Annotated in this window: 23 protein-coding genes, 1 tRNA gene and 2 pseudogenes; 9 read left to right on the top strand and 17 right to left on the bottom strand. The window is 35.5% G+C overall.

The genetic code is table 11. From position 1 onward, the window contains the following. Nucleotides 1-24: 24 nt before the first annotated feature. The gene (locus tag ABWU38_RS02525) at nucleotides 25-1818 is read right to left on the bottom strand and encodes a reverse transcriptase/maturase family protein (protein WP_253309139.1); all 1794 of its coding nucleotides are present in this window, start codon (nucleotides 1816-1818) and stop codon (nucleotides 25-27) included. 1308 nt (nucleotides 1819-3126) lie between these two features. Between ABWU38_RS02525 and purN the strand changes: the two genes are divergently transcribed. Beyond that, nucleotides 3127-3693: a phosphoribosylglycinamide formyltransferase gene (gene purN / locus ABWU38_RS02530; RefSeq protein WP_187297655.1), complete on the top strand. Its 567-nt coding sequence runs from the start codon at nucleotides 3127-3129 to the stop codon at nucleotides 3691-3693. 2 nt (nucleotides 3694-3695) lie between these two features. Here purN and ABWU38_RS02535 read toward each other — a convergent pair whose 3' ends face one another. Genes ABWU38_RS02535 through ribF form a run of 4 tightly spaced genes read right to left on the bottom strand, consistent with a single transcriptional unit; the run spans nucleotide 3696 to nucleotide 7768 of the window. Then, nucleotides 3696-5006: a M16 family metallopeptidase gene (locus ABWU38_RS02535; protein ID WP_265016709.1), complete on the bottom strand. Its 1311-nt coding sequence runs from the start codon at nucleotides 5004-5006 to the stop codon at nucleotides 3696-3698. Next, complete coding sequence (locus ABWU38_RS02540) at nucleotides 4993-6333, bottom strand: M16 family metallopeptidase (RefSeq protein WP_253309575.1); 1341 nt, start codon at nucleotides 6331-6333, stop codon at nucleotides 4993-4995. Before ABWU38_RS02540 ends, ABWU38_RS02535 begins: the two co-directional genes overlap by 14 nt. A gap of 29 nt (nucleotides 6334-6362) precedes the next feature. Continuing rightward, nucleotides 6363-6839, bottom strand: coding sequence for a signal peptidase II (lspA, locus tag ABWU38_RS02545; protein WP_096617753.1), 477 nt, complete (start codon nucleotides 6837-6839; stop codon nucleotides 6363-6365). Then, the gene (gene ribF / locus ABWU38_RS02550) at nucleotides 6836-7768 is read right to left on the bottom strand and encodes a riboflavin biosynthesis protein RibF (RefSeq protein WP_264687999.1); all 933 of its coding nucleotides are present in this window, start codon (nucleotides 7766-7768) and stop codon (nucleotides 6836-6838) included. The genes lspA and ribF overlap by 4 nt, the downstream gene beginning before the upstream one ends. 68 nt (nucleotides 7769-7836) lie before the next feature. Here ribF and grxC point away from each other — a divergent pair, with 68 nt between their 5' ends. After that, on the top strand, nucleotides 7837-8187 hold the full coding sequence (gene grxC / locus ABWU38_RS02555) for a glutaredoxin 3 (RefSeq protein ID WP_164224674.1): 351 nt from the start codon (nucleotides 7837-7839) through the stop codon (nucleotides 8185-8187). Nucleotides 8188-8302: 115 nt separating this feature from the next. Further along, nucleotides 8303-9175, top strand: coding sequence for a hypothetical protein (locus ABWU38_RS02560; RefSeq protein ID WP_264688001.1), 873 nt, complete (start codon nucleotides 8303-8305; stop codon nucleotides 9173-9175). A gap of 676 nt (nucleotides 9176-9851) precedes the next feature. Here ABWU38_RS02560 and ABWU38_RS02565 read toward each other — a convergent pair. The 5 genes from ABWU38_RS02565 to rsfS form a co-directional block, all read right to left on the bottom strand. Next, nucleotides 9852-10319: an SWIM zinc finger domain-containing protein gene (locus ABWU38_RS02565; RefSeq protein ID WP_253309578.1), complete on the bottom strand. Its 468-nt coding sequence runs from the start codon at nucleotides 10317-10319 to the stop codon at nucleotides 9852-9854. A gap of 523 nt (nucleotides 10320-10842) precedes the next feature. Further along, nucleotides 10843-11403, bottom strand: a complete 561-nt coding sequence (locus ABWU38_RS02575; protein ID WP_353272427.1) for a hypothetical protein — start codon at nucleotides 11401-11403, stop codon at nucleotides 10843-10845. A gap of 54 nt (nucleotides 11404-11457) precedes the next feature. After that, on the bottom strand, nucleotides 11458-12708 hold the full coding sequence (gene tyrS, locus ABWU38_RS02580) for a tyrosine--tRNA ligase (protein WP_253307173.1): 1251 nt from the start codon (nucleotides 12706-12708) through the stop codon (nucleotides 11458-11460). 60 nt (nucleotides 12709-12768) lie between these two features. After that, complete coding sequence (locus ABWU38_RS02585; protein ID WP_265017553.1) at nucleotides 12769-12966, bottom strand: hypothetical protein; 198 nt, start codon at nucleotides 12964-12966, stop codon at nucleotides 12769-12771. After that, a complete protein-coding gene (gene rsfS / locus ABWU38_RS02590; RefSeq protein WP_253309997.1) occupies nucleotides 12957-13283 on the bottom strand; it encodes a ribosome silencing factor in 327 nt (108 codons plus the stop codon). Before rsfS ends, ABWU38_RS02585 begins: the two co-directional genes overlap by 10 nt. A gap of 180 nt (nucleotides 13284-13463) precedes the next feature. Here rsfS and ABWU38_RS02595 point away from each other — a divergent pair, with 180 nt between their 5' ends. The 3 genes from ABWU38_RS02595 to ABWU38_RS02605 are packed head-to-tail and all read left to right on the top strand — an operon-like array spanning nucleotide 13464 to nucleotide 15385. After that, complete coding sequence (locus ABWU38_RS02595; protein WP_253307174.1) at nucleotides 13464-14081, top strand: AAA family ATPase; 618 nt, start codon at nucleotides 13464-13466, stop codon at nucleotides 14079-14081. Next, nucleotides 14074-14559 (top strand): RNA pyrophosphohydrolase, encoded by a 486-nt coding sequence (locus ABWU38_RS02600; protein ID WP_253307175.1) that lies wholly within the window; start codon nucleotides 14074-14076, stop codon nucleotides 14557-14559. The genes ABWU38_RS02595 and ABWU38_RS02600 overlap by 8 nt, the downstream gene beginning before the upstream one ends. A gap of 16 nt (nucleotides 14560-14575) precedes the next feature. Beyond that, complete coding sequence (locus ABWU38_RS02605) at nucleotides 14576-15385, top strand: TatD family hydrolase (RefSeq protein ID WP_353272428.1); 810 nt, start codon at nucleotides 14576-14578, stop codon at nucleotides 15383-15385. Here ABWU38_RS02605 and mdh read toward each other — a convergent pair. From mdh to ABWU38_RS02635, 6 genes are read right to left on the bottom strand one after another with little or no spacing between them, the layout of a single operon-like run. Next, nucleotides 15360-16322: a malate dehydrogenase gene (mdh, locus tag ABWU38_RS02610; protein WP_253307177.1), complete on the bottom strand. Its 963-nt coding sequence runs from the start codon at nucleotides 16320-16322 to the stop codon at nucleotides 15360-15362. The genes ABWU38_RS02605 and mdh overlap by 26 nt on opposite strands. A 3-nt stretch (nucleotides 16323-16325) precedes the next feature. Further along, on the bottom strand, nucleotides 16326-16898 hold the full coding sequence (locus ABWU38_RS02615; RefSeq protein ID WP_253307178.1) for an NADH-quinone oxidoreductase subunit C: 573 nt from the start codon (nucleotides 16896-16898) through the stop codon (nucleotides 16326-16328). After that, nucleotides 16891-17406 carry a NuoB/complex I 20 kDa subunit family protein gene (locus tag ABWU38_RS02620; protein ID WP_164224545.1) on the bottom strand — a complete coding sequence of 172 codons (516 nt, stop codon included), beginning with the start codon at nucleotides 17404-17406 and terminating at the stop codon, nucleotides 16891-16893. The genes ABWU38_RS02615 and ABWU38_RS02620 overlap by 8 nt, the downstream gene beginning before the upstream one ends. 3 nt (nucleotides 17407-17409) lie before the next feature. Further along, nucleotides 17410-17763 carry an NADH-quinone oxidoreductase subunit A gene (locus ABWU38_RS02625; RefSeq protein WP_006279576.1) on the bottom strand — a complete coding sequence of 118 codons (354 nt, stop codon included), beginning with the start codon at nucleotides 17761-17763 and terminating at the stop codon, nucleotides 17410-17412. 18 nt (nucleotides 17764-17781) lie between these two features. Further along, nucleotides 17782-18150 (bottom strand): HIT domain-containing protein, encoded by a 369-nt coding sequence (locus tag ABWU38_RS02630; RefSeq protein ID WP_164224547.1) that lies wholly within the window; start codon nucleotides 18148-18150, stop codon nucleotides 17782-17784. Between the two features lie 3 nt (nucleotides 18151-18153). Next, nucleotides 18154-19104, bottom strand: coding sequence for a hypothetical protein (locus ABWU38_RS02635; protein WP_264688007.1), 951 nt, complete (start codon nucleotides 19102-19104; stop codon nucleotides 18154-18156). Between the two features lie 179 nt (nucleotides 19105-19283). Here ABWU38_RS02635 and ABWU38_RS02640 point away from each other — a divergent pair, with 179 nt between their 5' ends. Beyond that, the gene (locus ABWU38_RS02640) at nucleotides 19284-20813 is read left to right on the top strand and encodes a UDP-N-acetylmuramoyl-tripeptide--D-alanyl-D-alanine ligase (protein WP_253307181.1); all 1530 of its coding nucleotides are present in this window, start codon (nucleotides 19284-19286) and stop codon (nucleotides 20811-20813) included. 50 nt (nucleotides 20814-20863) lie between these two features. After that, nucleotides 20864-21815: pseudogene (locus ABWU38_RS02645) on the top strand (complex I NDUFA9 subunit family protein). An 8-nt stretch (nucleotides 21816-21823) separates the two neighbouring features. Here the strand turns inward: ABWU38_RS02645 and ABWU38_RS02650 are convergent. Continuing rightward, nucleotides 21824-21897: transfer RNA gene (locus ABWU38_RS02650), tRNA-Arg, on the bottom strand. Nucleotides 21898-23247: 1350 nt separating this feature from the next. On the opposite strand from ABWU38_RS02650, the pseudogene ABWU38_RS02655 reads away from it, so the two are divergent. Next, a pseudogene (locus ABWU38_RS02655) lies at nucleotides 23248-23403 on the top strand (transposase); the annotation flags it as partial. Nucleotides 23404-23431: the final 28 nt, after the last annotated feature.

A 23431-nucleotide genomic window follows, 5' to 3' on the forward strand; every position in this document is an offset into this window, starting at 1 on the left:
CGTATCACGTGGCTCTCCAATAATCTAACGTTTTAAGGAGTCACCATCATATTTTCCATATTGGATTTTCTTATGGCATTCATGACAAACAACAAGAGTCTTCCTCTGTCGTTCAATCATTCTCTTTTTCCATTTCGGTAGCTCAGTATTACGTTTACCTAGCAAATCAGCAAGTTTACGTACGTGATGTACTTCAATCTGCTCTTGTGATTTACATAATTCACAAGTTTGTGCCAATAGTCTTTGCTCTATTTCACTACGCTTATTCCATATTGGTATAAGGTTATCACTTATACTTACCCATTTATTCCATTTTAGTGACACAGCACCAAAGTGTGTAATTAATGGTATCTTTGATGGTAAACGATCTACTCTGACTTGGATGACTTTTCGTTTTTCACCTTCGTCGTTTTCAATCATTGCACCAAATTTTCTATAAATTTTCCTGCAAGTTGTTTTGTATTTAGATGCTAAAGTCTTTACTAATGATACTTCCATCACATACTTCAAATAACTTAGTGTGTGAAGGTTGTAGGCCATTTTGTAATATTGTACAATTCCTCGATATTCAGTTTGATACTGAGCAACAATACTGTAAGCTGTATCAAGTGTACGTTGAGGTAAATGTATAGGCTTTCCACAACGCATATATTCAGAACACTTTTTCTGCTTTATATGATGTGGTACACGTAACCCAATACTACCGTTAATACATCGTTGTGTCCGATGATCATGTTTATCATCTGCATGCAAGACGTGTATTTTATAACCTAAAAAATTGGCTTTGCTATCACACGCGTGTGTAATAAGCGTTTTATCTTCATTAAGCATAAGTTTGAGCTCCTCATTGAGGAATTTAGCAATCTCATTTTTAATTTGTTCAGCTTCATTTTTTGGTCCTGCAAACCCTACCAGAATATCATCAGCATACCTAACATACCAAAGACGTCGATAATTTAGATCACAAGAATCCTTAGATGGCATACCCTGCACTAATTGACGCAGTTGTTTTGCTTGATCCCAGTTCCCTTGTTTTCTCATCATCGATACTTGCATGGTTAACCTTAAATATTTTGGATTTGTCTTTCTTCGCTTACCTCGGTTATTTGCTGGTATTAGTATATGTTCCACATGTTTATCTAACCGATCGAGTAATATGTTACTCAAAATTGGACCAATAATAGAACCTTGTGGTACCCCACTATGACTCTTATTGTACTTCCAATTTTCCATATATCCTGCTTTTAGCAGTCGATTGATTAGCTGAATAAAACGGTTATCTTGGAAGCTTTCACTCAGTATTTTCAACAACATAGTATGATCAATTGAGTCATAACATGCACTGAGATCTCCCTCTATAAACCATTTTGTACCTCTGCCTTTTTGCATTACTGCTCTTAATGCAGTGTGGCATCCACGCTTTGGTCGAAATCCATGTGAACATTCACTAAATTTAGGCTCATAGTAGGCTTCCAATATTAATCGGATTACTTCTTGAAGTAACTTATTTGACCATGTTGGCAATCCTAACGGCCTGCGTTTACCACTCTTCTTTAAAATATAGATACGTTTTACTGGTGTCCACCGATATCGCTCATAGCGTAAATCCTCTATGATTTTATCGATTTTCTCCAAAGACATACCATCAACTGTTTCAGTTGTCACACCTTCTGTCATAGCACCTTTATTACGACAAAGTTTGCCATACGCTCGAAGGTAAAGATCACGCTGATAAAGTAGGCGATATACGTTTTTAACCGGCAAATTTCTTTGTCCACGTTCACGTATAATGTTAAGTATTGTTTCAGCTTTCCGCATCTTGCGTACCTCCCAATTTCAACATTCAATTATCTGTCACCCTTTGCCCTGTATGTGGCTTTCCCACGCTCCCCGGTGATTCGTTACTTTCACGACTACTACGATGACTCCGTAACCATAGAACTCGCGTTCCTTAGGTCATCCCATGTTCCGTCACTAAGAACTGTTCTAGATCAACTTAGGTTTTCCATTCATCCTCTTAAATAAGTTCACTACTTATCGTTCTACAGCCAGAATGTCACACAAACGAAAGTTTAATCTGTGCTTACCGTAGACATGGGGTTTTAAATGCGATACCCATGGATGTGAAGTCCCACCCCTGAAGATTAGAATTCAAGCAGTTTAGCTTTAACCATATTGATCAGGTGTTGCAAGCCGTTATCTTACACATCTTCAGATAACTCTCGCTTTACATACATGCTCTTGTCCTCCTTCCCTTTCGGGTTAAAGTTAGTTGTTCACCTCGAGGCCATTTATTCTGAACCCCGCTTAGCTCTGCTAAGTATTTCTTAATGCGTACCACGGCGCACCCTCTCGACTCACACAGCTCCCATTATTCGGCCCTTGCTACTAATTATAGCATAATCAAGGACTCTGTTTTAATCAATTGCTCATCCCATTTCTGGTTGACAAAACAATTAAAACTAAATCCCTTCGCTCCATTTCCATTACAGAGACTTCTTCACTACTACGCGCCCCTGTTTTTCGCATCGGTACTCTCACCCTTGGAGTTTAGCTCCTTGGATTTCTCCCTTATCATCGAAACGACAGGTTCCCGCAGTTCCACGCAATAGCCCAAAATAGATTCACGCCACCTCTATGCCGGACGCCACCTATCCGGTAAACAAGCTCCCGATAGATTTATCCCAGGTTAAGTTAGACCCCTGGTTTTGACGTCATTTAAAAGGTTTCGACACTTCATCAGTGGTTCACTTTCGTTCATCTCTCCATTCCTTACATGACATATAATTGTGCCTTTTCCATAACGCTCACTACCTTGCCAAAGCAGCTTATAGTTGTTTGAAGCCTGCTCTTGTAAACCGGCTCCGAGGGGCCCACCCTCATCTATTGCGTAGCTTTTGCACTTAGTTTGCTCTTACTTGAACATTCTTTGTGTCTCTACGGCACACCTAACCCAAGAAAGGTTTTCCTACGTCATACCGCCAAGGATAGATTCCGCTAACAAGTAGCGGAATGACGAATTTGTTGTTTTTCAAATCGTTGGTAAACCTAAGTCACTTTAGGTATAGATTTACTTTTTGAGTTATTTTGTTAACATTAATTATTACACCAAATCAATTGCACAAAATGAAAAAGGTGAAACTTGGGATACTAATTTCAGGCAGGGGATCAAATATGCAGGCCTTGATAGAGGCATGTCAAAATCGTAATTTTCCTGCAGAAGTTGTGTGCGCTATCACAAATAATAGCGAAGCTGCTGGCCTAAAAATAGCAGAACAAGCAGGAGTGCCAGCGTTTATTGTTAGAGATAAACCACTTGATGCTGATAAAATTCACGAAATATTTGTTCAACATAAGGTTGATTTAATTTGCCTTGCAGGGTTTATGAGAATCCTGCAAGCTAATTTTCTCAGTAAATGGAATAACAAGGTGATAAATATTCATCCCTCTCTACTTCCGTCCTTTAAGGGCCTAAATGCTCAAGAGCAAGCTCTAAAAGCAGGAGTAAAAATCGCAGGCTGTACTGTACATTACGTCACTCCTGAAATTGATGCTGGAGCCATAATTGCTCAAGTTGCTGTGCCAGTGTTACCAGCTGATGATATTCAAAGCCTCTCAGAACGCATTCTAGCTGAGGAGCATAAGTGTTATGTAGAAGCAGTAAGATCAATAGCAGAAAATATTAATTATTGACCTTAAGTGTTTCTCCCAACTTCAACAAAAAATAAATTTTCGGGTTCCAGTAAAGAGCTTGCCAGTTCGTTTACTTTCTCTAATTTAACGTCATTAATATAGCTCACAAAATCATTTATATGGTTAATATCGCGGTTGTTTGTCTGAATATTATTTAGTTTTGCAACTATGTTGTTATTATTAAACATAGAGAAAACATAGGAATTTACCATACTAATTTTTGTATCCCGAAACAACTGCTCATCAATTCCTTCCTTTTTTATCCTGCTAAATGTATCTTTTACCGCTGATATTGATTGACTGGCAGTAGAACTATCAGTACTAAGACTTCCAATCATAATGTTCCCATGTTTATTGAGAATAATACTCGCATAAACACCATAAGTAATGCCTAAGTTTTGCCTCAGTTCTTTCATTAATATTGAATTCAGCCCCATGCTGCCAAGCGCATTAATCAAGACTTGAGCATTATAGTAGTCTGGATCTTCATAAGCTATGCCTTTTTGAGCAAAAAATATTACACTCTGTGGTATATCCATAAAAATGTTTTTATTCTCTGCAGGACCAAAATCATTTTTCACAGGTATTTTTCTAACTTTTGATCTTTTTGACGGCAATTTAGATAAATATTTATCTAATAATGTAATAATTTCTTCTTTTTTTGCACAACCAGCAACACTGATAACTATGTTATCTTTAGCAAAATTACGCTTTATGTATGTTAAAACATCATCTCTAGTAATGCTCATTACAGTGTCAAGAGTTCCATATTCACTTTTTGAGTAAGGATGTTTTTTAAACAATAACGTATTCAATTCTTTTCCAGCAACAAAAAAAGGATTTTTTTCAAGATTATTAAAATCAACTTTGGCTTTCTCGAAAACTCTATTCAACCCTTCAGGGTCAACTTTAGGACGCATTATAGCGTCGCTCAATAATGAAATACCTTCTTCAAGATTTTCTGATAAAGCATCTAATGAAACTCTAAATGCTTCTAAACCAGCAATAAAATTTAAACTAATCCCTTTATCTTCTAGCCTTTTTGCAAAATCTTTGGCATCATTTTTTCCTGCCCCTTCTTGAATTATAAGAGAAGTAAACCAGGTAAGTCCTTGTTTTTCTACATTTTCATATGCATAACCTGCATCTTTGAATGATATATTAAGTGAAATTTTTGGTAAATCGTGGTTTTCAACAAATAGAAACTTAAATCCTTTACGGGTAGTGACCTCCTCTATATTTAGGTTACCACTTGCTTGTAAATTAAAGCCTAGACAGAAAAAAAATAGGAGTACAAATTTACTTATTCTCATTATCATCTCCTTTTGGCAACAAACGACCAATTAACTTATTAGCAGAAAAAATAGCACAGATTTTATTATTTACATCCTCTAGATTGACATCATTAATCTTGCTATATGAAATATCTATTTCATCAAGTGGAATACCAAGCGCTAAGTGTGAGCCATAAAAAAATGCTATACTATTTAAACTGGATAAATTGTCAAACTGTGCTGCCTTGTACCTATACTTCGAGTTTTGCAATTCCTCGCTTGTTATTCCTGTGGACATAAAATTATTAATAGAATTTTCTAATTCTCTTTCAACAGTGCCTAAATTAACCCCACTTTTTGGAATGACCTGAATATCAATATAGCCATCACTAAAAGTTAAACTATTGTAATAAGCAGATACTGATACTGCCACATCTTTATCTAGAACCAAATCTTTATACAGTTTGCTGGATTTGCCGCCACCTAAAATGTCAACCGCTAAATGAGCAGCAGAGGCTTCATTTATGTGATCAAATAAGGGAACACGATAACGAAAATATAAAACTGGTTCTTTTACTTCAGTGCTCTCTAAAATCACCGATAAGCCTGCATTATGAACTGGATCCTGATTTGGATAATGCCTAATTACTGCCTTAGACTTAATGTCACCATATTTTTCTTCTGCTAGCTTCACAACTTCATCAAATTCCACATCACCAACAATCAATAATATTGCATTGCCGGGGTGATAATAGTTATTATGAAACCTCACTATGTCATCCTGATTGTAAGTTTTAATATCGCTCTCCCAGCCAATAACAGATCTACCATAGCCATTACGGTAAAATGCACTATTCATTTCTTCCCGTAATAAGTTGTTAGGATGATTATCAAATCTCATCTTCCTCTCTTCCAGTACAATGTTTTTTTCTCTTTCTATTTTATCTTGAGTAACATTAAAATTGCCCATTCTGTCTGCTTCAACTTCCATTGCCAGTGGTAAGTCATTTTTAAGGGCTAATTCGTAGTAACAGGTATATTCCTTAGTAGTAAACGCATTAAACTGGGCCCCAATGCTACTCATAGTGGCTTCTATATCTGTGAACTTCCCTGTAGTTTCAAACATTAAATGTTCAAAGTAGTGAGCCAATCCTGCTTTGCCAATTGGATCATCCATTCCCCCAACTTTGTATATTACTGCATGTAAAACGGCTGGAATCCGATGATTAGGAACAACATAGACATCTAGTCCGTTACTGAGTTTAGCATGTTTTATGTCGTGCTCTATGCTTAAAGCCTTCAAAGAAATTGGGTAAGTAAAAAAGAGTGCAGGTAGTATAAGAAAACTAAAAAACTTATGAAGCATTATTTCGACCTAATATAAAAACAATTATTTTATTCCTCATTTTGTTTGGAAATAAACATATCGTATATATACCACTTATATAACAATGTAAACATTCCACAAACTATAGATAAATCCGCTAAATTAAAAGCTGGCCAATACCAATCATCAATATGAAAATATATGAAATCATATACAGCTCCCCAATAAATCCTATCAACTACGTTTCCGATTGCTCCACCAATCATCAGAGAAAACCCAAGGTAAGTTGACTGATCATCAGACTTGTATATCAAGTATGCAAGTATACCAATTATTAGTATTGAAAATGCTGAAAAAAAGAAACCGCCATGCGGTAAAGCGCTACACATTCCAAAACTAATGCCTGAATTCCAAACTTCAACTAGCTTTATAAAGCTAGCGATCTCAATTGATTCTCCCTCATCAATCAATGAGTTTATGTACAATTTGCTCGTTTGGTCAATCAATACTATAATTAATATAACAATTAAGCATAACTTTTTCATAAATTTGCCTTTAACCTATAAATTTTAAGTATATCATAATTTATCTGTTTTGTTAACTCCTCAATACTATGGAATTTTTTTTCTGACCTTATGAATTTTAAAAGTTGTATATTAACTTTATGATTATATAAGTCTTCATCAAAATCGAATATGTGCATTTCTATTATAGGCTTTTTCAGATCCTTAAATGTAGGTCTCATACCAATATTGACTACTCCATATAACCAGTTTGGGTTATTATAAGAAAACATCACTTTAGCGTAATATGTACCAAATTTTGGTTTTATCATGCAATCTTCTATAGGAATATTTATGGTTGGGAATCCTATTTCTCTACCTCTACACGCACCCTTTGTCACAACACCAGAAACTTGATAAGGTCTACCAAGTAATTTATTAGCAATGTCTATTTCACCTTTCTGTACATACTCTCTGATTGAAGAAGAAGAGCAAATTTTGCCGTCAATTATTAATGGCTCTAATTTAGTCAAAGAGTATCCATATGTTTCAGAATATTTCTCTAGAGTTAATATATCACCCAATCGTTTATGACCAAAAGTACAATTTTCTCCGACAATTATGTGTTTAGCGCCATATTTATCTATTAAAATCTCACTGATAAAGTCATCGCAGCTAACCTCAGAAAAACCTCTACTAAAATTAATAATATACAAGTAATCTATACCATAGCTGCTGATTAGTTCCTTTTTTTGTTCTTGGTCTATTAACCTAAAATTGTTTCTACCAAATAAAACAGTTGATGGGTGAGGCTCAAAAGTTAAAACTGCAGAGGGTAATCCTCTTTCTTGTGCTACCTTCTTTAGAGTGGAAATTGCAAATTCATGTCCTAAATGAATGCCATCGAAATTTCCGAAGGTTAGTGCTATATTATTTTCTATCCCTTGCTCACAATTATAAATAATTTTCATACAATTTGATGTTTTTACATGTTTCTTATATATAATAACTATATTTTAGCAAGCTACGGAGATAAATTGTGAAAAATACTAAAGGAAAAGTTATAATATATGTAAAGCATCACTGCCCATTCTGCAAAAAAGCAAAAGAGTTACTGGATAAAAAAGGGGTGAAATATGAAGAAATCGATGTGCTCAAAAACTCAGATCTATTTAACGACATAAAATCAAAGTATAACGTTAGAACAGTTCCACAGATCTTTATTAACGATAAGCACATTGGGGGGTGTGACAAATTGATGGATCTTGAAAAAGAAGGAAAATTGGATGATATGCTAAATAATAATGACAATCACACTGATGTCACAACCTACACAAACAGCAATGATGAATGTGGAGAGTGTGTTATACCACATGATGATTTTATGTAACTTTTTATCTTGTTTTGTCGTGTAATACGTAAATGAAAACTAGTATGCTTACTTTAAACAATTCTTAATGAATTAAAAATACAATTCATTTAGTGAGTTTTTTTAGTGGGAAAAAATGACAAAAAATATTTCAATTATTAGCAGAAACTTAATTAGTATCGAATTAGTTAACAAACAAGATTTAGAGAATTTCATCAAGATTTTCACAGTGCTTGATAAACATATAGCAGCTAAAACACTTTTTACAGAAGAAGTGAGAATAGAGTATAAACAGCACAACGGCGGAGAAGTTGTTGAATTGCTAAAAGATACAGACTTTACATATCATGAGGTTGAAAATGTATTGAACCACCTGAGTAAACATGAAATGAAGGTGCCCAGCAGTGTTATAGCACATACCCTTTTTGCTGCATACAATCACGCACTTGAATCTAAGAATGTAGCATTTTCTTTTTCTGAAGGCTCTCCACAATTTAACATCAGAGTAAATAAGAATACCTTTATAATAACTCCTATGAGTGAAGAGAATTTGGAATTGAATTCACAAAATAGCAGAACGCTTATAGAGTCATTAAAGAGCGAAAAAAGTATTTATGATTGTATAGTAGAGGAAAATACTATTAAAGTTATAGTGCATTCTGAAATACATCAAGCTATAAATTTGATTATAAAATCACTGATAAAGTCCCGCCTTTTAGCAAAAGAGGAAGAAGGAAAATTCAAAGAGAAATTGAGACAACTTGCTTTTAAGGATCAAGCTTTTGTTGAGTATTCTAGCATCAGAACCATCAATAGGTATCCACATAATCATCCTCTGAGGAAGCATGAAAGTGTTACTAAGGATATAGAAAATATTTTATGTGATTTCATAGCAAATGAGAACAGCGAGTTTGCTATAGAACGGTTAAATAGGCTGAGCTCAGCAGTTTCTCCGGATACTCCAAGAATCATCACTAAAACTATAGATAAACTTGTTAAGTTTCACTAAGGTATACGAGAGCCAATAGATTTCTTGTATTACCTTTTGTCATCCAAGTAGCCAAGCTACTTGGTTCTTTTTTTGGTTCCAGCACTATGTACATAGCTGTACAAACATTGTAGCCGTTATTCAGTAGCCCTCAGAAACGAAAAAACTTACTTGACACCCTTCGCCAGCCCCCTTATCATGGTACTGAAGGTATTCAGTTATCTTCATCTGTGCAGATTAAACAGCAAAAAAACAACGTACTTGGCGTCTTATTTTTAATTTTTCGCACTATGTGCACCTTATGTCTTCACAACATTTCTAGCTATATAAGCCGAAACGCGCTTACAAAGCGTTTAAGACAGTAGAGAACGCCAATTTGCAGGATTAGAAAGTGACAACTAGCTAACACGGGGTTTCTTTTGCCTTTTTTTCTGCTTAGTAAATTTCTTAAACATTTAAACAAAGGTGAGTTGCATTTAAAAGCAGCTAAATTGCAGTGTTTAAGACTTAAAAAACGCCAATACTGAAAATAGACAATGACTAAGGCTTCTTTTGCCTTTTTTTTCGTTTGGTAAATTTCTTAAACATTTATGGCTAAACGACAACCGTCATCCCGCTACTTGTTAGCGCCGCGGCGGTATGATGTCTTCCTTGGATCAGCTATAGATTACCTGATCTCACCATCTTTCCAATCACTTTATACATAATTCTCGGATTTTGAAAACTTACTTTGAGTGAATTGCTCATATTCTTTATCCTCTAGTTCTTCAAAAATCTCAGGATAATGTTCACTGGAACGAGTAATTATTGAAATTAGCTCTTGCTTTGTTTTTTTAAGTAAAAACCTTTCAAAGAGAGTCTGTTCATCTGGGCGCGCAGACGACCGATACTCCTCTCTGTCAAGATCAATCAAAGCAAAACCTGTTGCAGCCATATGCTTACATGGACCAAAGTAACAGAATGCAGGGCAGGAACATGTTCCACTGAAAAGAGGACCATCGTGCTTTAGTGTTACTCGATATACATTTGATCCAACTACCTTTGATTTAGCTTGAGATTCATTAACAGATATAATCTGTACCTTTCCTTTGTTAAAATAATCTCTTCCGCTAGAGAGGTAGGGTTCTTTGATAAGACCTGTGATATCTTTATAATACAGTCTCATTTTTGCCTCCTTATTTCATATATAAAGCCCTCAATTTTCTAATATATCCTTTCTTCCATAAAAATTTATTAACCCACCACAACTTTTATATGGCCCTGCGGACAACTTTATAGTGCTATAGCTAACTCAAGAAAGGTTTCCCTACGTCATACCGCGATTCATTCCACAACTGTACGAACGTTGTAGTTTGGGCCACCAGTGGGGTGTCATCCCAGTGCCCAGACACTGGGATCCAGCTTCTATGCAACTTAATTAAAAACGTTTGTTTTAGCGTAAGACAACTACCTTTAGCTCATCAGCTCAGTTATAAGCAAAATTCCTGGATTCCAGTGTCAAGCACTGGAATGACACCATTTGCTGTGCAATTTACCTTCAAAAATGAATGTTCGTACAGCTATGGATTCATTCGCGGTATCTCAGCATAGATTCCGCTAACGAGTAGCGGAATGACGAATTTGTTGTTTTTCAAATTGTAGGTAAACCTAAGCCACTTTAGCTATATATAATAGAATTTCGCTTTCTACTATCTTTCCAATCGCTTTATACATAATTCTCGAATTTTGAAAATTTGCTCCATGTTATACGGTATGGTTGGGTTACTGATCAGCCAGCTCTCAATAAATTGTTTATGCTTTTCTATTTTATAGCTTCCAAGGTGTTCTGGCTCAATTTTTTCTTCCTCTGTCAGTTTTAATAACATGTTATTTCCTGGAAAAGTTATGTCAATAGTTCGGCTTTCGTAACGAAGATAGCAATGCATTTCTGGAATGTGTAGTAAGTTATACTCATTTAGAATTGCAGAAGCTTTCGGAGTGTTCACTTTATTCATCATAAAGACAGCTATGTGTAGCGTTATGTCGATTTCACATTCGCAACCTAACTTATAAATCAGAGCATGTTTTGTACTACACGTTCCTCGTCTTTCATTGAATACTGATATACAATCTGTGCGGTCAAAATTGCGTCCATAAGGCAGCTCATGTACATATTCTAATGCTTCACGTAACGTAATAATATCCAAATTTAAAAAGAGATTCGATATAGGCTTATGATTAGATAAATATATTTGATTTAAGTCATTCATATCATCATTATCTAATTTCTCACTTGTATAAAATTTGTTTTCTTACTTCGAGACCTAATCTACCACAACTTTAATATGGCGCTTCTTTCCTGCAGATAATTTTATAAATGGCTGACCTTTAAAGCTCTCGAAATTTATTATATAGTTAACGTCATTTATAATATTATCATTAACTTTGCACCCGTTGCCCTGTATTAAACGCTTTGCTGCGCCTTTTGAAGGTTCAAAACCGGTGTCACGCAGTAGGTTTACTAAGGATATGCCGCTTGCAACTTGTGCTTTTTTTATGATGTAATCAGGAAGTAGTGAGCTATCTTCATTCTCAAAAGCAGAGACTGCAGCAGATAGTGCAAGTTCCGCTTCTTTGTCACCATGACATATTTTTGTCACCTCTGTTGCTAAAACTTTTTTTGCTTCATTTATTTCCTGATCTTTTAAGGATTCTAACTTTTTGATCTCATCAATTGACACATCAGTGAGCAATCTCAAAAAACGTCCAACATCTTGATCATCAACGTTGCGAAAATATTGCCAGTAGTCGTAAGGCTTTAGCATATTATCATCAAGCCACACTGCTCCACTTTCAGTTTTGCCCATTTTTACCCCTTGAGCATTCAATAAAAGAGGGGCAGTAAGGCCAAACAGCTCAGGTAAATTCAACTTTTTTCCAAGCTCAATTCCGTTTACTATATTTCCCCACTGGTCTGACCCTCCAATCTGCAGACGACAGCCATGCTTTTTATTCAACTCAACAAAATCATAAGCCTGTAATAGCATGTAATTAAATTCCAGAAAGCTTAAGGTTTGCTCTCTATCCAGCCTGGTTTTCACACTATCAAAACTTAGCATACGATTTACAGAAAAATAAGCTCCTATATCACGCAAAAAATCTATGTATTTTATGTTATCCAACCAATCTGCGTTATTTACTATCATTGCACCAGTCTTGCTGTCATTAAAAGACACCATTTTCTCTAATATTCTCCTTATGCTGGATGTATTTTGATTGATGTTCTCTACGGGCAAGATGCTTCTTGCTTTATCTTTGAAGGATGGGTCACCAATTTTTGTTGTGCCACCTCCAAGTAAGACTATCGGCTTATAACCAAATTTCTGCAGGTGACGGAGCATCATAATCTGAATTAGGTGACCAGCATGAAGACTTGGTGCTGTGCAATCAAACCCAATGTATGCGACTATATGATTATTTTCGGATAATAGCTGATCTAACTCTTCAATATTTGTACATTGGTATAGGTACCCTCTTTCTTGGATAAAATTTAAAAACTCGGACTTGTGTTTCATTTTATAAACCCCAGTCTATCCTGTCATTAATGCCGAAGGTAACCCTAATAGGGAAAGATGTCATCCAAGTAGCCAACACTGGGATCCAGAAAACTTAATTATAAACAAGCACACTATACAACGTTTTCGATGAAATTGCATGAAAAACTGGATTCCAGTGTCAGCTACTTTCATGACACCACTACCTGTGCAGGAGTTGCCTTCAAAATTACAACGTTTGTGCAGTTGTGCACCAGCTATCCAGGCAATCAGTTCCATAACTCTTCTATTTTATAATACTCCCTTACTTCTGACCTGAATATGTGAACCATTATGCCTTGAAAATTCAAAATCACCCAATTGCCTTCATCCATACCTTCTACATCTATTTTATCATGTCGCTCGAGACTTTTTATTACGTGTTCAGCTAACGCTTTCACATGGCGACTTGAATCACCAGATGCAATAATCATATATTTTGCAATAATGGTTCTATTCTGCACATCGAGAGTAACTATATCGTGACCTTTATTTTGATCTATTATACTTACAATCATGCTTTTTATTGATTCTGTATCACTGGATACATTAGTCATCATCTTAAATTATTTAATTTACTTATAATTATACACTCAAAATCTCTAAATATGAACTATTTTCAACGCGACTGTTCGTTAAAAAGGTATTACCTGCATCTATTTTATCATCATGTTTTTAGCATGTACAATGATATACTTTTATATATAATTGAAAATAGCTTTCTACTAGTATTCATTATGGACAAGACTCTCATCTACTTAATCGGCTTTCCAGGCAGTGGTAAGTTTACTACTGCAAAGGAACTGTGTAAAATCATTGATGCAGTAATAGTAAGCAATAATCTATTCAATAATATTATATTTGATATTGTTAAATTGCAGGATGCTGAAGTTCCAGATGAACTATGGGAAAAAATTTTTGCAGTTAGGGAAAATATATTAGCAATACTAGAAAAACACTACATAAAATCAAAACATTATATATTTACAAATGAATTGATAGAGGGTGACCCCTATGATCAGAGAATATACAACTCTGTGGTAAATTTAAGTAAAAAAATGGATATGGAAATTCTTCCTGTAGTGTTACATTGTAATGACGAAGAACTAGCAAGGCGTATTCACTCAAAGGAGAGATGCCGGAAAAATAAAATTATTGATTCGGATTTTGTTATGAAAAGAATTGAAGGGAAAAGGCTATTTATACCGGAAGGTACACTTGAAATTGATAACTCAAACTTAAGTGCAAAGGAAGTTGCAAAGAAAATTGTTGAAGAGATGAAGGAAGAAAAAAATGGAAAATTAATTAAAACTTCTGTAACAAATCATTTAAAAACAGAGCGTACTCGTGGTTGAGCAGAAAGATAAGTATCGTCCTTGTGTTGGCATAATGCTATTTAACAGACAAGGACATGCCTTTATTGGAAAACGCTTTGATAGCGACTCTTACTGGCAGATGCCACAAGGAGGTGTTGATGATGGTGAGGAACTGGAACAAGCAGCGTTACGTGAGTTGCTAGAGGAAGTTGGTACTAATAAAGTAAAGGTTATAACTAAAAGCAAGGATTGGATATACTACAACTTGCCTGAAGAAGTTATACCAAAGTGCTGGAATGGGAAATATTCTGGTCAAAAGCAAAGGTGGTTCTTAATGAAATTTTATGGAGAGGATAAGGATATTGATATTAATTATACTGATCATCCAGAGTTCAAAGAGTGGCGTTGGCAAAGTATAGATGATTTAGTAGCCAATGCTATATCATTTAAAAAAGAAGTTTATAAGACAGTGATAGAAGAGTTTTCTTCTATAATAAAAACCTCTATTATTGAGTAAAATTTACAATAAGCTCATGATAGTAGATTCTCATTGCCACTTGATTTATTTTTCCGATGATGAAATACCAAAAGTAATTTCAAGGGCAGAGCAAAATGGTGTAAAAATTTTGCATAACATATGCGTAAGCATTGATGATATCCCTAAATTATTAAAAATTTCTTCATCCTACGATCAAGTCTACTTCTCTGTTGGTATACATCCACTTGATGCTGCTATAGAAAACGGTGAGTGTATACATGCTGATGAATTAGTTGAATTTACTAAGAATCAAAAGGTAATTAGTATCGGTGAAACCGGGTTAGATTTTTATAAATCTGACAACAAAGACAATCAGAAAAAAAGTTTTGCATCACACATAGAAGCAGCAAGAATAACAGGGTTACCTTTAGTTATTCACACTAGGAGTGCTGATAGTGAGATGATCGATATGTTAAAGTCAGAAATGAAAACCTGTGCTTTTAGTGGAGTAATGCACTGCTTTGCTTCCTCTAAAGAGCTTGCTTATCAATCTATAGATTTAGGGTTATATATTTCATTTTCTGGAATCATTACTTTTAAAAATGCGAGCTTACTCAGAGGAATTGCACAAGGTGTACCACGCGAACGTGTTTTGGTTGAAACTGATGCACCGTATCTATTACCTGAGCCTTACAGAGGAAAAAAGAACGAACCAGCAATGGTAAAATATGTTGTGGATTGTTTGGCAGAGTTATGGAATGAGTCACCCGACAAAGTAGCAGAAATAACCACAAGCAACTTTTTTAGGCTGTTTACGAAACTTGAGCTACAAGGAAGTTCTATAAAACCATTGATTTGCTTATGAGCCTAAATAGTTCTTTCACTGCATTCACAGATTTATCGAACATTTCTCGTTCACTATTATCCATCTTAACTTCTAGGACCTTTTCAACTCCATTTTTTCCAATAATTACAGGAACACCAATAAACAAATCTTTTACACCATATTCACCATTAAGGTAAGCAGCACATGGTAATATACGCCTTTTATCTTTTAAATATGACTCTAACATGCATATAGCTGAAGATGCAGGAGCGTAGTATGCAGATCCAGACTTAAGCAGATCAACTATTTCTTTACCGCCATTGCGAGTGCGTTCAACTATTTCATCAACTTTTTTCTGCGTAATGAGACCCATATCGATAACTTGGGTAAGTGGAATGCCAGCGATAGAAGTGCAATTAATGAGTGGTACCATAGTGTCACCATGTCCTCCAAGCACAAAAGCAGATATATCTTCAACTGAAATATTTAATTCACTTGCAAGAAAATAACGGAAACGGGAAGAATCAAGCACTCCTGCCATTCCAACAACCATATTAGCTGGAAGGTTTGAAAATTTATGCACCACTGAAACCATGGCATCCAAAGGGTTGGTAACCACTATTACAAACGCATTTGGAGAATACTTCTTAATATTTTCACCAACCTCCTTCATTACTTTAGCATTGGTTTGCAGGAGGTCATCCCTGCTCATTCCAGGTTTTCTAGCAATGCCTGCTGTTATGATGATTGCATCAGAATTTTCTATATCTTTGTATTGATTAGTTCCAGTTAAACCAGAATTAAATCCATCAATAGGGGATGATTCTGCTATGTCGAGTGCTTTACCTTGCGGTATTCCATCACTAATATCAAGTAAAACAACATTGCCGAGTTCCCTTAGTGCAATCATATGGGCAAGAGTTCCACCGATATTTCCTGCACCGATTAAAGATATTTTTTTTCTTTGTACTGTCATTTTCTACTCCTTTGTATTTACTTTTATGGTTTTACCTTCCCAAGGCGATAGGCTATCAAGCATACGAAAATCTTGCGATAAATCTATAGGATTATATACAACCTTTTTTGCCTCTATATCGTATCTTACTTCCTCATAACCAGTGAGAGGGAAATCTTTTAACATTGGATGACCTTTGAATCCATAGTCTGTTAGAATCCTACGCAAATCAGGGTGATCAGAGAATTCTATTCCATACATATCAAACACTTCACGCTCAAACCACGAAGCTGTGCTAAATACCTTTGCTATGCTTGGAGGCATATCGCCCTCACATAATTGAAGTTTTATGTGTACTCTAATATTATGCACAATGCTGAGTAAATTGTACACTAACTCAAAGCGCTTTTCTCGATCTGGATAGTCAACCCCAAAAATATCAACTAATAGTTCAAACCTACACTTTTCATCATCACGTAGAAAGGATAGGTGCTTTTCAATTTCATCTAAAGTTGAATATATTACAATAATGCCATCATCTTTTTGAATGCACTCACACTTGGTCTTTTTTTGTATATGCCTTGCAGTTTTATCCATGCTTTATATTCTGAGTTCGTTTTATTTTGTTTTGTAGGCATAGCATTCCATATAGCAACGCCTCAGCGGTTGGTGGGCATCCAGGGACATACACGTCAACTGGCACAATTCTATCACAGCCTCGGACTACTGAATAAGAATAATGGTAATAACCACCACCATTTGCACAACTTCCCATAGAAATAACATACTTCGGGTCTGCCATTTGATCATAAACCTTGCGCAATGCTGCTGCCATTTTATTAGTTAGTGTGCCAGCAACAATCATCACATCTGATTGACGTGGGCTTGCACGAAACATTATGCCATATCTATCAAGATCATAACGGCTGGATGCAGTATGCATCATCTCAACTGCGCAACATGCAAGACCAAATGTCATTGGCCACAATGAACCAGACCTTGCCCAATTCATTACATAATCTATTAAATCACCAAATTTAGTAACAAGAAACCCTTCTTTTTTATAACGACCCCAGTCATCATTAGATAGAATTTGATTTGTCATAAACTACTCCCACTCTAATGCACCTTTACACCATTCATAGATAAAACCTATAGTGAGTATTGCAAGAAATACCATCATAGACCAAAATCCACCATAGCTTATCTTAGATAAAGAAACAGCCCAAGGAAAAAGAAAAGCGATTTCTAAGTCAAATATTATAAATAATATTGAAACTAGGTAAAATTTAATGTCAAAATTTTTTCTTGCACTGGATAGTGGATTGAAGCCACACTCATATGTGGAAAGTTTTTCACCATCTGGCTTACTCACTGCAAGAAACATAGGCAATATACCTAAAGCAAAAGATACTACAATTGATACGCAGATAAAGATTACTATGGTTAGATATTCGCTCATTTAACAAAACATATAACACTATGAGTTTACATGCTTTCCTAACTTTTTACCACCTAAAATATGCACGTGAAAGTGTGGTACAACCTGCTCTCCATTTTCACCGTAGTTAGTGACTAATCTATATCCTGTTTTTTCTAAATTATATTTATGTGCTATTTCTCTGACAATTTTGAAAAAACTTACTATCTCCTCTTCAGAAGCTTTTAGAATAAAATCATCGTATGAAATATATTGATTTTTTGGTATAACTAAAATGTGAACTGGTGCGTCAGGGTACTTATCACGAAAAGCTAGTACATTTTCATTTTCATGTACCTTCTCACAAGGTAACTCACCTCTTAATATTTGAGCAAAGATGTTATTGCTATCATAAACTTCATTGCTCATATTTTAAGAGCGACCTTTCCCTCTTCCTTTATTTCTTTCTACATCAGGCGTAGATAGTGGTTTTATTACTTCACAAGAGGCATCTTCAAAATTCAAAAAAGTACTTCCCAATCCTTCTGCTTGCTTTTTGATATCTCGTTCTGATAACTGCATATTTTTTATAGGAGAAATAGCTTCTTTACTTTTACCAAAAGGAAACTCGTTAGGATTAGTAATGTTAAAAGATTTTACTAATTCATCTGTACTTGTAACAGTTTCTGAAGACTGCCCTGGTGACTTTCCAGTTTGTGCTGGCCCTGGAGTTTTTGATGGTTTGTTCTGGTTATCATATTCTCGATACAATTTTTCTGCAATACCATTCAGCAATTTTAAGTCTGTATGAATTTTAAATTCTCCACCAGTAATTCCTGCAAGCTTCTTAAGGTCTTCGTCAACTTTATTAGCAATTCCTTTAAGAACAAGCTCTTCTATTTCTTTCTTGCTCTTGCCTTTATTATCAGGATTAGTTTTAATAGTGTTAGCTATTTCCTCAACGTTAATTTCAATTACAATTTTGTTTTCTTCTCTAAAAATAGTTACATTTGGCAGGTTTTTCTTTATTTGACCTAATTGTTCATCGTTCAAATAAGGTATATCTCCCGTCAGAGTCCTTGACGCTAAAAAAGCTACCTTTCCTTTCCCTTTCTTTTGCTCTGTTATTTCTACACCAAGATTCTCACTAGCTTGTGTGGTTTCTATAGGTGGGTCATACTCTTCAAGTGGGCTGCCAATAATATAACGCCCGCCATTTTTTATGTCGTGCCACATTTCGCCCCGAGACTTAAACCAGTTTTTTGGCTGTATAGGATATATTATACCCCCAAATAGAGCTCCTATACCTCTACCCAGAAAATTTCCTACTCCCGAAGCTGCATTACCAACTTTAGATTCTTCATTTTGGTCGTTTTTTGGCATACACACCTCCAAGTTACTTTCTACAACTAAATACATTTTAATTATAGACGAAAAAATTTAAACTTCTATATCCATTATAAGATAGAATTATAGGGATTGCAACCATTATTTATACATTGTCTAAAACATGTGGTATTTGCTACTTTATTCAATTTACTTTAAAGAGTACTCTCTAAATTATGTTTAAATGGAATACAAATAATATCATTGATGCAACTGGCGGAAGAGGCGTAAATGGTTGTAATTGGACACATAGCTCAAATATTTCAACGGACACAAGAAGCATAAAAAAAGGTGATTTATTTATTGCACTCAAGGGAAAGAATTTTGATGGCCATAATTTTTTGCATGAAGCGTTTTTAAAAGGGGCTGCCGCTGCAATAGTAAGTGAGGGTAAATATAAAAATTTCCCTCTCATTATTGTACAAGATACCCTGAAAGCTTTGCACGATATGGCATCATACTATATTAGAAATATTCTTGTTGATGCTAAAATTATTGCAATTACAGGCAGTGTAGGGAAAACCACTACAAAGGATATGCTGCACACTGTTTTATCGCAATATGGAGTGTCCCATGCAAACAAAGGTAACTTAAATAATAATATAGGATTGCCTTTGACAATTCTAAAAGCTCCAAAAAACTGCCAGTACTTAATCCTTGAAATGGGAATGAATAAAGCTGGTGAAATAAAAGAATTATCAAAGATTAGTAATCCAAATATTGCAGTTATTACCAACATCGAACCTGCACATACTGAAAATTTTTCATCACTATTTGACGTTGCACAAGCGAAGTTAGAAATTCTATATGGTATGAAAAGTAATGGTACTTTGGTCTTGAACAGAGATAATAAATATTATGATTATCTCTCATCACGCGCCAATAGAAATGTAATAAGCCTCGGTAAAGATAAAAATGCTGAAGTTTGTTTACTAAACTTAATAAGAAACGATGAATCTTCTGTCATTTCAGCACTATCTTCTGTCATCCCAGTGCCCAGACACTGGGATCCAGGAAGTTCAATTGCAAATGAGCATATCAGACGGTTGTATAATAAAGACTGGATTCCAGCGTCACGCGCTGGAATGACATCAAACCGAGTTGCTAATAGATTAAGTTTAAAAATCAGGCTGAGTGATAATCAAATTATAAACTGTAATTTACGTGTACAAGGTGAGCATTTTGCTTATTCGCTACTTGTTGTTGCAGCAGTTGTGCAGAGCCTCGGACTTGATTTATCAAAATTACCACTTGCACTTAAGAATTTTAGTGTAACGAAAGGTAGAGGCAATATTCATAAGGTCAAATACAATAAAAAATATATACATTTAATTGATGACTCCTATAACGCCAGCCCTGCTTCGATGAAAACTGCAATAAAAACTTTGAGTACATATTCTAATCAGAGAAAAGTAGCTTTGCTTGGTGATATGTTGGAACTTGGTGATAAAAGCATAGAATTTCATACAGATTTGGTTAAGATTGTCACAGAAAATAATATAGATAAAATTTATACAGTTGGTAAATTTATGTTAGAATTGCATGAGCTTTTGCCAGATAATATAAGAGGCGCGCATTTTAATGATTCTAATCAATTGAAAAGTGATTTAGCTAACATTATTCAGAATAATGACGCAATTCTAGTTAAAGGCTCACGAAGAATGAAAATGGATCTTATTGTACGGGAATTCATAATAGAATATTAAGCAAAATCATTGTATTAATTTACAGTAACAAATTATTAGGAACTTTAATCGTGACAAAACGTGTAATTATTTTTGGTGGAACGGGGTTTATAGGGAAACACATCGTAAGACGCTTGGCAGCAGAAGGATATTTAATAAAGATATTCACTCGTAATCAGGAAAAAGCTGCTTGTTTAAAATTGTGTGGCAATTTGGGACAAATATCAATATTTAAAGGCGATTTTTTTGATGAAAAATCAGTTCTAGAGGGTATGGAAGAATGTGATGTAGCCATAAACTTAGTGGGAATATTATATGAAGCAAAAAAGCACGATTTTTACGCTGTTCACGTTAAAATAGCTGAAAGGATAGCAAAAGCTGCAAAAATGAAAAATGTACCTATGATGATACATTTTTCCGCTATGGGAATAGAAAATAGCAAGTTGTCAAAATATGCCAAAAGTAAATTGGAAGGTGAAAAAGCTGTAACTTCAGCATTTCAAGAAGCAATAATAATTAGGCCAAGCCTTGTATTTGGTAAAGAAGATAACTTCTTTAATAAATTTGCAAGATTAGCAACTGTTCTTCCTTTTTTGCCGCTAATTGGCAATGGAACGACTAAATTTCAGCCAATATGTGTAACAGACTTAGCTGAAGTGGTATATCGTATTATCAGTTTTAATAAGCAAGACAAGAAAATTTATAACATGGGTGGACCAAAGGTTTACTCTTTCAAAAGCTTATTGAAGTTTATTCTGAATGTTACTAACAGAAAGTGTTTGTTGATCAATGTATCTTTTCCAATGGCAAAGTTAATAGCTTTCTTTTTAGAAAATAAAATTATTTCTATGCTGCTAAAACCAATAACTGGAGATACGAACCCTGTGCTTACTCAAGAATCAGGTGAAAGTTATGATGAATAGCTCAATCGAAAAGTCAGCTGACCTTGAAACAATGAAGGTTCGACCATTAGCAATTGAAAATGTGGTGCCAGAATACTTGAAGATTTATAGAAAGTATTGATAGAAGAGTGTGCCCGGTAGGATTCGAACCTACGACCCACAGCTTAGAAGGCTGTTGCTCTATCCAGCTGAGCTACGGGCACACAATATATATAAAATGCTTCTTAGTACAAGTGAAGTCAAGTATTTCGTGTGAATATGATGTTTGTGGTAATATCTTACAACACCTTGTCATTGCAGTTGTGTGTCATGCGCTGCCGAAATTGGATGCGAGAAGTCCATTTATTTTAGAAAATATTATATAGAAAGTTGCTTGACAAACTCCGCCAGCCCCCTTATTATGACAATAAGGGTATTTATGACTCAAAACTTGTTTTTGACCTGCAGGCTCAATGACAAAATTCAGTAAAAAACTCAGGGTATTTTTTGGCGGATTACATAAAATTATAGCGGCTGCATGTCTTTTTTATTTTTTCTACATTCACCCAAATCGCGCTTATTTTAAGCGTTAGCACATTATTACAGCGCCACTTACAGTAATATAGAGTCAAAACTCGCACCACGGGGCTTCTTTTGCCTTTTTTTTATTTGGTAAATTTCTTAATGTTTCTAGCTAAAGCAATTTAAGAGACCGAAAATGGTGTCATTCCAGCGCGTGACGCTGGAATCTAGTCTTTATTATGCAGCCACTTGTTTAAAGTTAAGTTTTCTGGATCCAAGTAGTCAAGCTACTCGGATGACACCTTGACGATTTGAAGAATCGTCGTCCCGCTGCTTGTTAGCGGCTAAGAGATACCGTGAATGAATCACGGTATGACGGTTCGTGGTGGTATGACGGTTTGCGGTGGTATAGTAATTCGTCATCCCGCAGCGGGATCTATGTCAAGAGATACCGTGACGGTATGACGGTTAATTCACGGCGGTATGACGGTTCGCGATGGTATGACGTAGGACTGCTGTCATTCCAGTCTGGAATCTAGTTCTTATTGTACATTTACTTGGTGTAGAGTTAAGTTTCCTGGATCCCAGTGTTGGCTACTTGGATGACATCATAGGGGCGCTGGAATGACACCCTGACAATCGTCATCCCGCTACTTGTTAGCGGGATCTAGAAATACCGCGGCGGTATGACGGTTCGCGGTGGTATGACGTAGGACTGCTGTCATTCCAGTCTGGAATCTAGTTCTTATTGTACATTTACTTGGTGTAGAGTTAAGTTTCCTGGATCCCAGTGTTGGCTACTTGGATGACATCATAGGGGCGCTGGAATGACACCCTGACAATCGTCATCCCGCTACTTGTTAGCGGGATCTAGAAATACCGCGGCGGTATGACGGTTCGCGGTGGTATGACGTAGGACTGCTGTCATTCCAGTGCTTGACACTGGAATCCAGCTTCTATGCAACCTCATCAAAAACATTCATTTAGTATAAGATCAGCTACTTTCCATGCTAGTTTGCTTATAAACAAGCAAACTTTTCTGGATCCCAGTGACCTTTGTTGTATTGCCAAAGAGATGGGTCGTTGAGCGCTCTTTTGCTTGGTTGGAAAAGTGTAGGCAGTTGTGGAAAAATTGCGAACGTAAACTCAATACCAGCTTGCAAATGATTGTCCTTTCCTTCATTTCTCTCCTATTACGAAGATTTTAAACAGGTTCTTAAGAAAGTTTTAAATTTT

It is taken from the genome of Wolbachia endosymbiont (group A) of Urophora cardui (genome assembly GCF_964028435.1).
Taxonomy (GTDB): domain Bacteria; phylum Pseudomonadota; class Alphaproteobacteria; order Rickettsiales; family Anaplasmataceae; genus Wolbachia.